This is a genomic window from Actinomadura harenae (assembly GCF_003696215.1).
GTDB lineage: Bacteria > Actinomycetota > Actinomycetes > Streptosporangiales > Streptosporangiaceae > Spirillospora > Spirillospora harenae.
Genome location: NZ_RFFG01000052.1, coordinates 24,448 through 38,884, shown reverse-complemented (window position 1 = coordinate 38,884; position 14,437 = coordinate 24,448). Strand labels below are relative to the sequence as shown.

At 69.8% G+C, this 14,437-nt stretch carries 12 protein-coding genes; 3 read left to right on the top strand and 9 right to left on the bottom strand.

The features are described from left to right. Positions 1-21 precede the first annotated feature (21 nt). Positions 22-1,395: an aspartate aminotransferase family protein gene (locus EBO15_RS26020; protein WP_122197071.1), complete on the top strand. Its 1,374-nt coding sequence runs from the start codon at positions 22-24 to the stop codon at positions 1,393-1,395. A gap of 110 nt (positions 1,396-1,505) precedes the next feature. On the opposite strand, the gene EBO15_RS26015 is transcribed toward EBO15_RS26020, so the two are convergent. Continuing rightward, the gene (locus EBO15_RS26015; RefSeq protein ID WP_122197070.1) at positions 1,506-3,092 is read right to left on the bottom strand and encodes a GMC family oxidoreductase; all 1,587 of its coding nucleotides are present in this window, start codon (positions 3,090-3,092) and stop codon (positions 1,506-1,508) included. Positions 3,093-3,254: 162 nt separating this feature from the next. Here EBO15_RS26015 and EBO15_RS26010 point away from each other — a divergent pair, with 162 nt between their 5' ends. After that, positions 3,255-3,989 carry a hypothetical protein gene (locus tag EBO15_RS26010; RefSeq protein WP_122197069.1) on the top strand — a complete coding sequence of 245 codons (735 nt, stop codon included), beginning with the start codon at positions 3,255-3,257 and terminating at the stop codon, positions 3,987-3,989. Between the two features lie 200 nt (positions 3,990-4,189). Here the strand turns inward: EBO15_RS26010 and EBO15_RS26005 are convergent, their stop codons facing one another. The 4 genes from EBO15_RS26005 to EBO15_RS25990 form a co-directional block, all read right to left on the bottom strand. Further along, positions 4,190-5,455, bottom strand: coding sequence for a class I SAM-dependent methyltransferase (locus tag EBO15_RS26005; protein WP_122197068.1), 1,266 nt, complete (start codon positions 5,453-5,455; stop codon positions 4,190-4,192). Positions 5,456-5,553: 98 nt separating this feature from the next. Beyond that, entirely contained in the window at positions 5,554-6,921 is a 1,368-nt protein-coding gene (locus EBO15_RS26000) for an FAD-binding oxidoreductase (protein WP_122197067.1), read from the bottom strand. Between the two features lie 462 nt (positions 6,922-7,383). Then, positions 7,384-7,908 (bottom strand): DUF1707 and DUF4870 domain-containing protein, encoded by a 525-nt coding sequence (locus EBO15_RS25995; protein WP_122197066.1) that lies wholly within the window; start codon positions 7,906-7,908, stop codon positions 7,384-7,386. 288 nt (positions 7,909-8,196) lie between these two features. Continuing rightward, positions 8,197-8,955: a polysaccharide deacetylase family protein gene (locus EBO15_RS25990; RefSeq protein WP_122197095.1), complete on the bottom strand. Its 759-nt coding sequence runs from the start codon at positions 8,953-8,955 to the stop codon at positions 8,197-8,199. A 214-nt stretch (positions 8,956-9,169) separates the two neighbouring features. On the opposite strand from EBO15_RS25990, the gene EBO15_RS25985 reads away from it, so the two are divergent. Next, positions 9,170-9,544 carry a hypothetical protein gene (locus EBO15_RS25985; protein WP_122197065.1) on the top strand — a complete coding sequence of 125 codons (375 nt, stop codon included), beginning with the start codon at positions 9,170-9,172 and terminating at the stop codon, positions 9,542-9,544. On the opposite strand, the gene EBO15_RS25980 is transcribed toward EBO15_RS25985, so the two are convergent. From EBO15_RS25980 to EBO15_RS25965, 4 genes are all read right to left on the bottom strand, one after another. After that, positions 9,541-10,047: an Rv3235 family protein gene (locus EBO15_RS25980; RefSeq protein WP_147481650.1), complete on the bottom strand. Its 507-nt coding sequence runs from the start codon at positions 10,045-10,047 to the stop codon at positions 9,541-9,543. The two genes, EBO15_RS25985 and EBO15_RS25980, sit on opposite strands and share 4 nt — an antisense overlap. Before the next feature lie 967 nt (positions 10,048-11,014). Beyond that, on the bottom strand, positions 11,015-12,076 hold the full coding sequence (locus EBO15_RS25975) for a DUF4192 domain-containing protein (RefSeq protein WP_122197063.1): 1,062 nt from the start codon (positions 12,074-12,076) through the stop codon (positions 11,015-11,017). A 72-nt stretch (positions 12,077-12,148) separates the two neighbouring features. Beyond that, a complete protein-coding gene (locus EBO15_RS25970) occupies positions 12,149-13,666 on the bottom strand; it encodes a sulfatase family protein (RefSeq protein ID WP_122197062.1) in 1,518 nt (505 codons plus the stop codon). Positions 13,667-13,738: 72 nt separating this feature from the next. After that, the gene (locus EBO15_RS25965) at positions 13,739-14,239 is read right to left on the bottom strand and encodes a phosphoribosyltransferase (RefSeq protein ID WP_122197061.1); all 501 of its coding nucleotides are present in this window, start codon (positions 14,237-14,239) and stop codon (positions 13,739-13,741) included. Between the last annotated feature and the right edge of the window lie 198 nt (positions 14,240-14,437).

Genomic DNA, 14,437 nt, shown 5'->3' with positions numbered 1-14,437 from the left:
TCGGCTTTGCGAGGAAGAGTGATGACACACCCGTCCGAGTCGCTTCAGTCGGCCGCCCGTGACCACCTCTGGATGCACTTCGCCCGGCACTCCGCGGTCGTGGCCGGGGCCGAGGTCCCGATGATCGTCCGTGGCGAGGGCGCGTACGTCTTCGACGACCAGGGCCGCCGCTACCTGGACGGCCTCGCCGGCCTGTTCACCGTCCAGGCCGGGCACGGCCGCGAGGAGCTCGCCCAGGCCGCCGCCAAGCAGGCCGCCGAACTGGCCTTCTTCCCGATCTGGTCCTACGGCCACCCGAAGGCCGTCGAGCTCGCCGCGCGGCTCGCCGACCTCGCGCCCGGCGACCTCAACCGCGTCTTCTTCACCACCGGCGGCGGCGAGGCGGTCGAGAGCGCCTGGAAGCTCGCCAAGCACTACTACAAGCTCGTCGGCAAGCCCGGCAAGCACAAGGTGATCAGCCGCGCGGTCGCCTACCACGGCACCCCGCACGGCGCGCTGTCCCTGACCGGCCTGCCCGGCATCAAGGCGCCGTACGAGCCGCTCGTGCCGTCCGGGTTCCGCGTCCCGAACACCAACATCTACCGCGCGTCCGCGCACGCCGACGCCCCCGAGGCGTTCGGCCGCTGGGCCGCCGACCGGATCGAGGAGGCCATCGAGTTCGAGGGCCCCGACACCGTCGCCGCGGTCTTCCTCGAGCCGGTGCAGAACGCCGGCGGCTGCTTCCCGCCGCCGCCCGGCTACTTCCAGCGCGTCCGCGAGATCTGCGACAAGCACGACGTCCTGCTCGTCTCGGACGAGGTGATCTGCGCGTTCGGCCGCCTCGGCACCATGTTCGGCGCGCAGAAGTTCGACTTCCAGCCGGACATCATCACCTTCGCCAAGGGGCTGACCTCGGGGTACTCGCCGCTCGGCGGCATGCTCGTGTCCGACCGGCTGTTCGAGCCGTTCGCGCAGGGCGCCAACATGTTCGCGCACGGCTACACCTTCGGCGGCCACCCCGTGTCGTCGGCCGTCGCGCTCGCCAACCTCGACCTGTTCGAGCGTGAGGACCTGCTCGGCCACGTCTCCCGCAACGAGGCCGCGTTCCGCGCCACCCTGGAGAAGCTGCTCGACCTGCCGATCGTCGGCGACGTCCGCGGCGACGGCTACTTCTACGGGATCGAGCTGGTCAAGGACAAGGCCACCAAGGAGACCTTCGACGACGACGAGTCCGAGCGGCTGCTGCGCGGCTTCCTCGACAAGGCCCTGTTCGAGAACGGCCTGTACTGCCGCGCCGACGACCGCGGCGACCCGGTCGTCCAGCTCGCGCCGCCGCTGGTCTGCGACCAGGCGCAGTTCGACGAGATGGAGCAGATCCTCCGGTCCGTCCTGACGGAGGCCTGGGCGAAGCTGTAACAGGCGGAAGCGATGGGGAGGGCGGGGCCGCGCAGCCCCGCCCTTGGCCTGTGCGCGCGTCCGCGCGCGCTGGCCTCTGCGCTGGCCTCCGCGCTGGCCTCTGCGCTGGTTCAGCTACCGGTCTCCGCGCGGCGGATGATGTCGGCGGCGTACTCGCCGACCATGACCGACGGCGCGTTGGTGTGCCCGCGGATGATCTCCGGCAGGATCGAGGCGTCCGCGACACGGAGGCCGTCCACGCCGCGGACCCGCAGGTCGGGGCCGACGACGGAGTCCTCGTCCGTGCCCATCCGGCACGTCCCGGTCGGGTGGTAGAGCGTCTCGGCGTTCGCGCGGACGTAGTCCTCCAGCGCCGCGTCGTCGTCGCCGTCGCGGAGCGGGGTCATCGGACGCGTCGCGTACCGGGACACGGGCTCGGCGTCGAGCAGCCGCTCGCCCATCCGCAGCCCCGTGACCAGCCGCCGGAGGTCGCCGGGCGCCGACAGGTACCCCGGGTCGATCAGCGGCTTGGCGAACGGGTCGCCCGACGCCAGGCCGACCCGCCCGGACGACTCGGGCCGCAGCAGGACGACGCCCAGCGTCACCCCGTGCTCGGTCGGCTGCACGAGCCCCGCGCCGATGAGCGGGACGGGTGCGAACACCAGCTCCAGATCGGGCACGGCCTGCTCGGGACCGCTGCGCGCGTACGCGACGCCCTCCCCCACGTTCGAGGTGAACGGCCCGCGCCGCAGCAGCAGATAGCGCGCGATGTCGGCGCGGCCGCCCGCTCCGACCAGGGTGACCGGCTCAGGGCAGTGCCGCAGCAGCATGATCGCCAGATGGTCCTGGAGGTGCCGTCCCACCCCGGGCCGTTCGACGACCGTCTGGACGCCGTGTTCGCGCAGGTGGTCGGGGTCGCCGACGCCCGACAGCAGGAGCAGGTGCGGCGAGCCGACGGCCCCCGCGCAGAGCACGACCTCGCGCCGCGCCGTCACGACCTCGCGCCGCGCGCCCGGGTCGCCGCCACGCGCGAACCGGACGCCGACGGCCCGTCCGTCCTCGATGAGCAGGCGCGAGACGTGCGCGTTCGTCATGACCGCCAGGTTCCGGCGCCGCCGGGCCGGGCGCAGGTACGCGTCCGCGGTCGACCAGCGGCGTCCGCGGCGCTGGCTCACCGGGACGATCGAGTAGCCCTCGAGGTCCGGGCCGTTCAGCTCGTCCAGCCGGGTCAGCCCGGCCTTCTCGCAGGTCTCCAGGAACGCGCGCGTCGTGACGTTGGTGTCGCGCTGGTCGGAGACGGTGACCGGGCCGTCCACCCCGTAGATCTGGCCCGCGTTGCTGCCGACACGGCCCTCCGCGCGGCGGAAGTACGGCAGGACGTCGTCGTAGGTCCAGCCCGGCACGTCCCAGCCGTCGTAGTCGGCCCGGGTGCCGCGCACCCACATCATGGCGTTCATCGAGGACGAACCGCCTAACATCCGGCCGCGCGGCCAGTAGATCTCGCGGTCGTCCAGCCCCGGCTGCGCGACGGTCTGGAAGTTCCAGTCGAGGGTCGTCTTGAAGAGCCTGGTGAAGGCGGCGGGGATGCGGATCTCCTGTTGACGGTCCGGTCCGCCCGCCTCGAGCAGCGCGACCCGGACCGAGCTGTCCTCGGACAGACGGGCGGCCAGCGCGGCCCCGGCGGATCCCGCGCCGATGATGACGTAGTCGTAGTCCACATCTTAGAGATACCATCTGCGCTGTCTGTTGACTGGAGATTACCGATTACGGTCCGACCGTTGTGTCGCCTGTGATGCACGTCACAGTTCATGTCGCGAACCGCACTCATCACGATCGCGTCAGGACAATGCACACCTTTCCGGCGAAAGGACTCCTCGCAGATGGCACGCCGCGCGCTCGCCTCCGCAGCCGTCGCCCTCGGAGCGGCACTGACCCTGACCGGCTGCCTCGGCATCTCCAAGTCCGACGCGGGCTCGGACCCGGCCACGACCGGCGCCTCCTCGCCCGGCACCTCCTCGCCCGACGCCTCTTCGTCCGGTACCGCCTCGCCCGCCGCGTCCAGCCCGTCCGGCCCGGACGACGCGCCCACCCCGGACGGCTGGAAGACCGTCGGCGGCCCCGAGAACCAGCTCGCCCTCGCCGTCCCGCCCACCTGGACGCCGATCTCCCTCACCCCCGGCGACCTGGCCGACCGGCTCAACCAGGTGGGCATCCAGGGCGCCGACCAGACCGCCATCAAGCAGGGCCTCGCCACCCTCCAGGACCGGCACGCCATCTACGCCCTCGACCCCAAGTCGATCATCGACGGCTACGCCACCAACGTGAACGGGCTCTGCCAGACCACCGGCGGCATCACCCCCGACCTGCTCAAGACCGCCGTCAACAGCGGCCTCACCCGCGTCGGCGCGACCGACGTGACCACCACGGACATGCCGATGGCCGGGCAGCAGGGCGTCCGCGCCGACTACCGGCTGCGCACCGGCGCCGGGGTCCTCGAAGGACGCCAGTACGAGGTCATCGGCCCCGACCGGCTCTGCGTCATCACCGTCACCGCCCGCGAGGGCCACCTGCCGAGCGAGGCCGACGCCATCGCCTCCACCCTCCGCTTCACCTGAGCCCCGGCTCGGAGCCGGGCCCGAGAACCACTCCCGGAACAGCACGGAGCCCGGCGCGCGTTCGACCCGCGCGCCGGGCTCCGTGCCAGGCTTCGTACCAGGCACCATGCCAGGCTCCGTACTGGATGACGCCTGTCCCTTATTGGTTTCGGACACCCCGACAGGTCAAGAATCCTGCCCCGGGAGCCGGACCCGAACGGTCAGGAAGCCCAGGTCGGACGCAACGGCATGTGCGCCGCGCCCTTCTCGTCCAGCTTGACGCCGAGCGTCTGGTGCAGCTGGATCCAGTTCTCCTCGAACCCGACGACGCACCCCGCCATGTACACGCGCCACACCCGGGCCGTGCCCTCGCCGACCTCCGCGACGGCCTCGTCCCAGTGTTCATCGAGGTTGCGACCCCAGCCCATGAGCGTCCGCGCGTAGTGCTCGCGCAGGTTCTCCTGGTGCCGGATCTCGAAACCCGCGTCGTTCATCTGCTGCTGGATGAAGCCGGGGCCCTCCAGCTCGCCGTCCGGGAAGACGTAGCGGTTGATGAACCCGCCGGGCTTCATCGCGGGCGCCAGGTTGTCCGGACGGGTGATGGTGTGGTTGAGCATCCGGCCGTACGGCTTGAGCTTGCCGTTCAGGAACGCGAAGTACGACGGCAGGTTGTCCTTGCCGATGTGCTCGGTCAGGCCGATCGAGCTGACCGCGTCGAACCCGCTCTCGGTCACGTCCCGGTAGTCCATGTGCCGGACCTCGGCCAGGTCGGAGAGGCCGCGCTCGGCGATCGCCTTCTGCGCCCACTCGGCCTGTTCCTTCGACAGCGTGACGCCCAGCGCCTTGACGCCGTACTCCTTGGCGGCGTGCATGACCATGCCGCCCCAGCCGCAGCCCACGTCCAGCAGCCGCATCCCGGGCTGGAGCCCGAGCTTCCTCGCGACCAGGTCGTGCTTGAAGAACTGCGCCTCCTCCAGCGTGGCCGTCTCCGTCGGATAACACGCGCAGGTGTACGCCATGGACGGCCCGAGCACCCACTCGTAGAACGTGTTGGACACGTCGTAGTGGTGCGAGATGGCCCTGGCGTCCCGCTTCTTGGAGTGCCGCAGCCATGAGGGCACGCGGCTGAACGGCGCCTCCTGCGGCGGCGGGTCGAGACGTCGCGAGACCGCGGCGCGGAGCAGCGGATCCCGCAGCACCTCGCGCATCAGCTTCGTCTTGTCCCGCACGCTCAGGTCCCCCAGAACCCGCTGGAGCGTCGACAGCGTCTCGTACATGTCCCCGTGCACGTCGAGATGACCGCTGACGTAGGCACGGGCGAGCCCCAGCGACCCCGGCGCGTGCACCATGTGCGACAGGGCGTACGGCGAGGTCACCTCGATCCGGATGTCGGATCCGGGACGTCCCGCGCGCGACCCGTCGTAAGCGACGAACTCCACTGGCGCGTCAGGCCCGATGAGCTCTTCGAAGACCCTGGCCAGCGACATTGTGATCCCTCCTGTCTCCTCGCCCCGCGCCCGGCGAGGCGACGGCGTTGCTCACCACCGGCCCCGGGCCCGGGGCCTCCCCCCGATGCCGCGGACGATCAGCGTCCGCGCACGCACTTGTCGTAGAGATCCAGAAGCCGGGCGTCCGGGTCGTAGGTCCCCTTCAACCGCCGGTAGGTCTGCCCGTCGTAGTGCTTCCAGAACTCGTCCCGGCTGTAAAAAGCCGTCGAATAGAGGGACTTGTGTCCGTCAAGCCGCGCGACCTCGCGCTCGATCAGCCGGTTGTGGTACTCGGGGATCTGGCCCGGCGGGATCCGGACCGTCCCCCAGAAGCCGGCGTTGACGTAGACGCGGCCCGCCTCGAGCGGGTACAGCGGCCAGTTCTCGCGGGCCTTGATCGGGCACAGCCAGACCGGCTTCATCCCGACCTTCTCGTGGAACATGTCGAGGAACGCCGGGAGGTTCTCGACCGGCACCTCGATGTCCTGGATGACGTCCTCGCGCGGACGCTTGCCGCTCCACCGGTCGACGTGCGCGACGAGCTGGTAGCGGCGGTCGTAGGCGACGAGCTTGCGGTACACGTCCGACCGCTTGTACTTGTCCGGCCACAGCCGGCGGACGGTCGGGTTCTGCACGCCGAACGCGCCCGAACACCAGAACCAGTCGGTGTCCCAGCGCCAGATGTAGTCGCGGACGGTCAGGAAGTCGACCGACCGCTGCTGGATGCTGCGGTAGTAGATCCGCTGGCCCGTGTAGTCCGAGGTGTAGGGGGCGTCGTCGGTGAAGAACCCGAGCGTGATGTACTGCTCGGCCGCCGAGAAGACCGTGCCGTCCATGAAGTCGACGGTCTCGCCCTCGTACACGCCCGACTCGGTGATCTCGCCCATCGCCCGCGACAGCTCCTGAGCGGTGTCGAACCGCAGGTGCCGCAGCCGGACGAACTTCTTGACCGGGACGAGATCGATGACGATGCGGAGCGAGTAGCCGAGCGTCCCGTAGGAGTTCGGGAACCCGTAGAACAGGTCCGAGTGCTCGTTGTCGCGGGTGGCGGTGACGATCTCACCGGCGCCGGTGAGGATGTCCAGCTCCCGGACCGCCTCGTGCGGAAGCCCCTGCCGGAACGAGGTCGACTCGACGCCGAGCCCGGTCACCGCGCCGCCCAGCGTGATCGTCTTGAGCTGCGGGACGACCGTTGGCATCAGGCCGTGCGGCAGGGTGGCGTCGACCAGGTCCTCGTAGGTGGTCATGCCCTGGACCTGCGCGGTGCGGCTCTCCGGGTCGACGCTCAGCACCCGCCCGAAGCCCGAGACGTCCAGGCCGGGTCCCTGGGCCGGGTCCCGCCAGCGGAACAGGTTCGAGGTCCTCTTCGCCAGCCGCACGGGCGCCCCCTTGGGGATCGCGTCGTAGGACCGGCGCAGCGCCTCGACCGCGCGCTGGTGATCGTCGTTGACCGCAAGCTCCGTCATCTAGCCCCTCCCGCACACAGTAAACAGATCATCCCATGTATGTTCCACACAAATTTGGCGAGAGGGTCATCACAGGAGCGGACGGGAATAAACCACCCGTTCTCGCCCCCTCACGCACCCGCGTTCCCGCAGGCGATACGGCCCTCGCCGCCTTCGGAGACGATCGTTTCACTCGTGGCCGGGACAGGCCACCGCCCACCCGGAGGGTCGCCCGAACCCATCCCCGGGGACACCCGGTCCTCCCCCGCAACGCTTCCGCCCCGTCCCCCGGAGGACGTCTCGGGAGGACGGGGCGGAGGCGCGACCCGGCGCGGAAGTCGGCGTGAGGTGGACGAAGCAGGGGCCTCATGGAACGCCAGGGGGCCGGGACGTGACTCTCGGCACGACCCGGGACATTGAGCCCAGGGCCTGGGCCTGGCCTGGGCCTGGGCTTGGACTTGAACTCGGCCCGGGCGGAACGTCCTACTTGACGAGGCGAAGGATGGCCGGGGTCCGGAACGGCTGCCCGGTGAGCGCGAACACCGCCGCGATCGCCGCCACGATCCAGGTCACCGCGTACAGGACCGAGCCGAACCCGAACGTCACGATCGTCACCAGCAGGACGGTCAGCTGGAAGTTGACCGCCTCCTTCGCGTGCTGCCGCACGAACTCCGACCGCTTGCCCGCCGTCAGCATCATGATCAGCGGCCCGACGAACAGGGTGAAGTACCCGAGCCCGTGCGACACCGCCGCCAGCATCCGCTCCTCGGACGTCGACGGGCCCGCGACGGTCGCCGGAGCCCGTCCCGGGGCCGAGGCCGGGGCGGGCTGAAGGTCCACCAGCACCACGTCCAGATCCCGCCGCGTCTTGGCCGTCATGGCCAGATGCGTCCGCATGTCGAACTCGTCATGATCGAGGCGGCCCTCGGCGTAGGCGTCCTGAAGGCGCTCGACGACCTGCTCCCGCTCCGCGTTCGAAACCCTGAGCTCCGCATACCCGCTGTCCATATGCCCATGGTGCGCCCGGGGACCGTCCGCCCGCCATCAGGGAAGACCCTGACCCGCCCCTGAGACGCCCCCGTCCGCCGGGACCACACCACCTGGCCCCAGGGCCCGTCAAGGTCACGAATTCGCGATTCGAGAAGCCCCCTCAACGATCTCCACTCGTCCCAAGAAATGCCGGGAAAGCAAAACGGCCGCCCCTCGACCCGAAACTCGGGCCGTGGGGCGGCCGCTCCAGACCGGAACCGGACACCGGAAGGCGTGGGATCGCCCTTCGGACGCCGGACGGCGACGTTACCGCCGCGCGTACCTCTTCCCCGGAGTGAGGTGGTTGGCGAACAACTCGGAAACGGTCACGAAGACATATCCCTTCGCGGCCAGCCGGCTGATGATCGCCGGAACGGCGGCGACCGTCGTCGGGTGAATGTCGTGCATCAGCACGATGTAACCCGACCGGGCATTGCCGACCACGCGCCTCTCGACCGTCTTGCTGTTGCGGTCACGCCAGTCGAGCGGGTCGACCGCCCAGATGATCTGCGGCATCCCGAGCCGCTTGGTCACCGACGCCACCCGCGAGTTCGTCGCCCCGTAGGGCGGACGCATCAGCTTCGGCGTGAACCCGCTCGCCGCGTGGATCGCCTTCTGCGTCTTGGTGATCTCACTGGTGATCCCCGACGTGGAGAGCCGCGACAGATCGGCGTGCGTGTAACTGTGGTTGCCGACCTCGTGCCCGGCCGCGAGCTCCTTCCTCACGATCTCCGGGTGGGCCTTGGCGTTCTGCCCCACCAGGAAGAACGTCGCCCGCACGTGCTTGGCCGCCAGATACTTCAAAAGCTTGTTGGTCCCGGAGACCGGACCGTCGTCGAACGTCAGCGCGATGCACTTGACCTTGCGGCAGTCGATCTTCCGCGGGGGCGTGGCCACCGGCCCCCGCTGCGCGCTCACCAGCCGCGCCTGACCCACCGTCTGCCTCGACGCGGCCAGGCCGGTGTGCCCTGCCGCGAGCCCGGGGGCCAGCGAACTCACCCACCCGCAGGCCGCCGCGACGGCCATCGCCGCGGCTCCCCGTCGGACCAACGCCTGCCCCATCATGACGCCTCCCGGCGTGCCCGTTGCATTGATCATCGGAGTCCGCCAGTCTAGGCCCACCTCACGTCGTCCGCCCGGGACGCGCCGATTGTCGGGGAACCGTTATCCCCCCGGCGATCGTTGTCGTGATAATGATCCAAGCTCAGAGGGACGAGCGCCAGAGAACGGACGGGACACGATGAGATTCCGAGACCGTTTCGGAATCCGCAGAAACCGCGGAGCAACGGTCGCCAAGCTGGACCGCGAGGCCACCGACGCCGACATCGAGGCATTGATCTCCTTCGCCCGCTCACGCCAGGGCGTCGAGTTCTACGTCGAACCCGAGACCTTCGCCACCGACACCACCGCCGTCGCCGTCGCCACCGACGGCGAGTGGACCCGCCGCCGCGTGGGCTCCCCCAAGGTCATCGGCAAGGTCGCCCGGGACCTCGGCCTCCCCATCTACGACGTCCAGATCGTCGGCTACCCACCCCGCATGCGCGCCTGGAACGAACGCAACCGCCACCGCCGCATAGACCCCGGCACCCCCGGCGAAGCCGTCCGCCGCCCCTAACCCCGAACAACACCCACGAACGCGCGGGATCCACCAGTGCCCACGGACGCGCGCGGGCGGGGGACGGACGCGGTGGATGCGAGCGGGGCGGGGGCTTCGTGGTCCAGAGCGGTGGTCTCGAACTCGGTGCACCGCCAGCGGCCCCGCCGAAGCTCCATGCGGAGCGCGAGGGCGTGCACCCTCCCCCTGAAGAGGACGACGGCACCGCCCTCGGCGGTGTCCTCAGCCGGCTGCTGGACCCAGCACGACAGCACCCGGGGCACGGCCACCGGCCCCGTCACGGCAACCCCCGGATGCCCAAGTACCGCCCTCCCGGCCAGAGCCTCCAACAGCAGGTGGACGGCTTGGGCCGCCACCTGCCGCGCCCCGACCGTCGGCCCCTCACCACCGCCGGGCAGAACCCGCAGCGGCACCTGGCTCGATGCCGCCACCACGTCCAACGCCAGGTTCCCCGCCGTCGCGGAGACGCCGTCGCTGCCGCACCGGACGTCACGTCCACCCATGTCTGCCTCCCGCAAGAAGTCGCTGTCGTGAAAAGGAGGCGGCACCCCCATCCCTTGATGCGTTCTGGCCAGGTACGGCCATATCCGTAACACCGGCACCGGCCCTCGCCACCACCGCTCGGACTGAGAAGCGGTCTCGCACGTCCGACCTCGCAGCCCGCTGAACAGCCCAAACACCCGCCAGCACAGATCGGCTCCGCCGAAGCAGCCACCCGACGGAGGGCATCACGCCCCTGCTGACGAACACCCCGCCAGCAGCACCCACCCCGCGAGCGCCGAGCATCCACACGCGGCCGCCGATGCACCTTCACGCGCACATGCGCTCCGCGCCTTCAGACGCGCATGCACCGCGCGCCCTCAAGCACAGAAGGCCAACGCCCGATGTCCAGCTGACGCCCACCTCCTCCGCCACGCAGCGTGAGGGGCTGTCGAGCCCGATGCGTTGACGCCCTGTGCCCGGACTCTGGGTGCCCGGACGCCTTGTACGCAGGCACGTCGCGCGTGGGCGTGGGCACGAATCCCCGCTGCCCGCCGGGGTCGGTCTCGATGAACCAGAGTTCGCCGCCACGGTCGACCGCAAGGCCGAAGCAGCTCTGGCGCTCGAACGCCCGCTGATCGAAGGCCCGTGTGCGGCGGCCTGGTTCTGGAATGCCTCATGCTCGAAGGCCCTGTAGGCGGACGCCTCGTGCTCCAACACCTCCGTTCGGACGCCTCGTGCGCGAACACCTTGTCCCGCACACCTCGTACGCCCGCCCTGTGCCCAGATGCCTCATGTGCGAGTTCCTGATGCCCGGGCACCTCGTGCCCGGGCCCTTTGTGTCCGGGAGCCCCATACGGAGCTTTGGTTCCGGCCCGTGGCGTCCGGGTGGGGTTTGGGTGCTCCTCTCTGGCGTGTCGGGGTGAGGTGGGGGGTGGGCTTGGTTGTGGGAGGAGGCTGGCCTTGGGCGGGGTGCAGGGCCAGGAGTCGTCACGGGGGTGGGGTGGGAGCGGGCTGTGGGGGTGCAGGCGGGGGTGGGGTTCGGCTGTTGTAGAGGGTGGCCAGGTCTTCGGGGGTGAGGGTGAGGCGGGCCTTCTTCGGTGGGACGCCAAGGGCGGTGATCGTGCGGATCAGGGCTGCCATGGAGTAGTGGGGGTCGGCTTCTTCGGCTCGGTCCAGGGCGACGTTGGCGAGGCCGCCGTCGCCTGTGGTGTAGGCGAGGAAGGCCAGGAGGGAAGCCGGGGCGGCGGCGTGGCGGGGGTCGGTCTTGCGGAGGATGGCGGTCCAGAGTTCGAGGTCCTGGCGAGGGGTGTCCTGGGTGAGGCGGACCCAGATCTCGTCGCGGACGCGGAGATCGGTCATCAGGACGGACAGGAGGGCGGCGTCGGCGTTCGTGGGCGGGTTCCCGGTGGTGCGGAGGGCGGTGAGGAGTTCGATGGCCTCCTTGGCCTTGCGGGCCGTCAGGGCCTCGGAGGTCGGTGCCCGTTGGGACCACTGGTGGATCCGGGCCTCGGCCTCGAGGGTGGCGCGGCGGACGGCGGCCTGGGCCTTGCCGCTCGGGGGCGCCACGGAGCGGCACAGTTCCTCGCGGGCGGGGAGGGCGGTGTGGCCGGCGTAGGCGGCCGTGGCTGCGAGCTGGGTGGTCGTCGTGTCGAAGGGGCGGCCTTCGGGCGGGCAGCACTCGTCCAGGCAGGTGAGGGACCACCAGCGGCCGTCCGCGACGCGCATGGCCTCGACGATGCGGACGCCGGAGGACGTCAGGGCCTCCCACACGGCGGACGCGGCGGCGGTCACCGGCGCCACCGGGCCGTAGCCGACGATGAGGGCGCTGCGGAACCCGTTGCGGCCGACCACCATGGTGATCTGTTCGGCCATCCGGGGGACGCAGGACGGGTCCGGCGGTAAGTCGACGCGGACGGCGCAGGTGTTCTCAGGCCCGTCGAAGCCCAGCACGACGAGGCTTTCGGCCGGGTGGAAGCCGAGCAGATACGGGACGGCGGCGAGCGCGTCGTCGGGGGTCCGGATCACCAGGCGGGTCGTTTCGTTGGTCATGGTTCGACCTTCGCCGACCATGACCGGGGTTCTCCAGCTCTGCTGCGTTCTGTGGAAAACCCGAGGGGTTCGCTAGCCGCGGTCCACAGAACGACAGGTCGCGCCCTTGCAGGTCCGGAAACGCGTCAGCCAGGACGACATCTGCTGCACGAAGGCCGGTTGGACGTCGTCTATCGCGTTGTGGAGTTCGTTCGGGTCCTTGGCGAGGTCGAAGAGCTGACGCTCCCCTGTTGTGTACTCGACGTAAGTGTTGTCTTCGGTGCGGAGGGCGGCGTAGCTGGGCGGGAGCGGGCACGTCCGCACGTGTGACGGGCGGCTGTCGCAGTCCGGTCCTTCAGGGTGGGTGCGAGGGTGCCCGGCGAAGAACTCGACCAGAAGCGCCTTTCGCCAGTCGTTGGGGCGGTCGCCCTTAAGGATCGGAAGAAGTGAGCGTCCCTCCGCGCACGAGGGAAGGGCGGCTCCGGCAAGGCCTGTGAACGTCGGGGCCAGGTCGACCGTCCCGGCCAAGGCGGATGTGCTCGTCCCGGGGTGGATACCTGGTCCTCGTACCAGGGCAGGAACGCGGATGTCTTCTTCGAAGGGCGTCGTCTTGCCCGGCCAGAGCCGGTGCTCTCCGATGTGGAAACCGTTGTCGGACGTGAAGAACAGGTAGGTGTCGTCCAGGCGCCCGGTCTCCTGGAGGGTGCGCGTCAGAGCGCCGACCATGTCGTCCACCGAGAGCATGGAGCGGAGGCGGTCGCGGTCGATGCGGTCGCCTTGGCGAATCGCGCCGTCGTCGAAGGAACCCATCTGACGCAGCCATCGTGGCTGGGGGCCGCTACCGGAGTGGTTGAAGGACGGCGTTCGAGCGACTTTCGCGTCTGGGAAGGCCGAGGCGTGGCGTTCGGCGAACGCGGACGGCAGGTGTGGCGCGATAGGCGCCAGGTACAGGAAGAACGGTTTGTCACGCGGAGCCGTCCGGATGAAGGACGTGCCCTTGTCCGTAAGGACGTCGTCCAAATGGCCTTGGCGGTAGGCGTTGACGCGTCCGTTCTCGATCAGGCGGAAATCGCTCTGCTGGTACATATGGTGAGGCGTGGGGACGTGCCAGTCGTCCCACCCTGGGGGCACATAGCTTTTTGGGGCGTCGGCCGGGTAGCCGTTCAGGTACTTGCCTATGAGAGACGTCCGGTATCCGGCGGCGTGCATCCAGGTACCGAGGGTGTCTTTGTCCTCGCCGTTGGCATGGAAACGCCCGTATCCGCCGTCCGGGGCGTTGTTGGTTCGGACGTCGTGGCTGTGCACGTACTGCGAACGCAGAATCGTCGCGCGAGATGGACAGCACCAGGAGTCCGAGACGATGAAGTCGCGAAGCGTGACGCCTTCGCGTGCCAGCCTGGTGAGGTTCGGGAAATGGCCCATGTCCGCCGTGGACAGGTCGTCCGCGAGGACCAGGATGATGTTCGGACGCCGTTCCCCCGTGTCGCTCTTAACGCTGCTCCCCGCGTCGCTCGTGCCCACGCGCGGTCCCGTTGAGGCCAGAGTGGCCGGAATGGCAGCGACAAGGTACGCCAGGATGACGAGCAGAGGACGGATGCGCTTCAACAACACTCCTGGCGGGCCGGATCCAGCAGAGGGATCCAGCCAACCAAGGAGCGTTCCAGGCCGCGCCGGACCTTGCCGTCAGGCGTCCAAGACCTGATCGTCCCGTTGCACGACCGGGGGCAGCGTCGACCACGGGAAGTTGATCCAGCGGTCGGTGTGCCGCCACACGTACTCGCACTTCACGGTGGAGTGGGGCTTCTCGTAGACCACGGCGCAGCGGACGTCGGCGACGTGGTCGGCGCAGAAGTCCCGGACGAGCTTGAGGGTCGCGCCGGTGTCGGCGACGTCGTCGGCCACCAGTACGCGCGCGCCCGAGAGGTCCACCGGGGCGGGCACGGGCGGGAGCATGACCGGCATGTCGAGGCGCTGGTCCACACCGGTGTAGAACTCGACGTTCATGACGTGCAGGTTCTTGACGTCCAGGGCGTAGCCGAGGGCTCCGGCCACGAACAGGCCCCCGCGCGCGATCGACAGGATCAGATCCGGCTTGTAGCCGCTCTCGGCGACCATGGTGGCGAGATCACGGCTCGCGGTGCCGAACAATTCCCAGGTCAGGACTTCTCTTTCAGCATCAGACACAGATGTATCTTCGCGGACGCCCCGGACCGCTCCGTCCCAAGGGGCACCCCAAGCGGAACCGTGTGGCCGCCGCGCAGAAGTCTCCGTACGCGCGCGGGCGCGCGCGTGGGGCAGCCGCTGGTGAGACCGTTCCAGGCCGTCGCAGTGTGGCTGCCGACACGCCCAAGGCCAACAGATGGCATGTGATCCACGCAACCG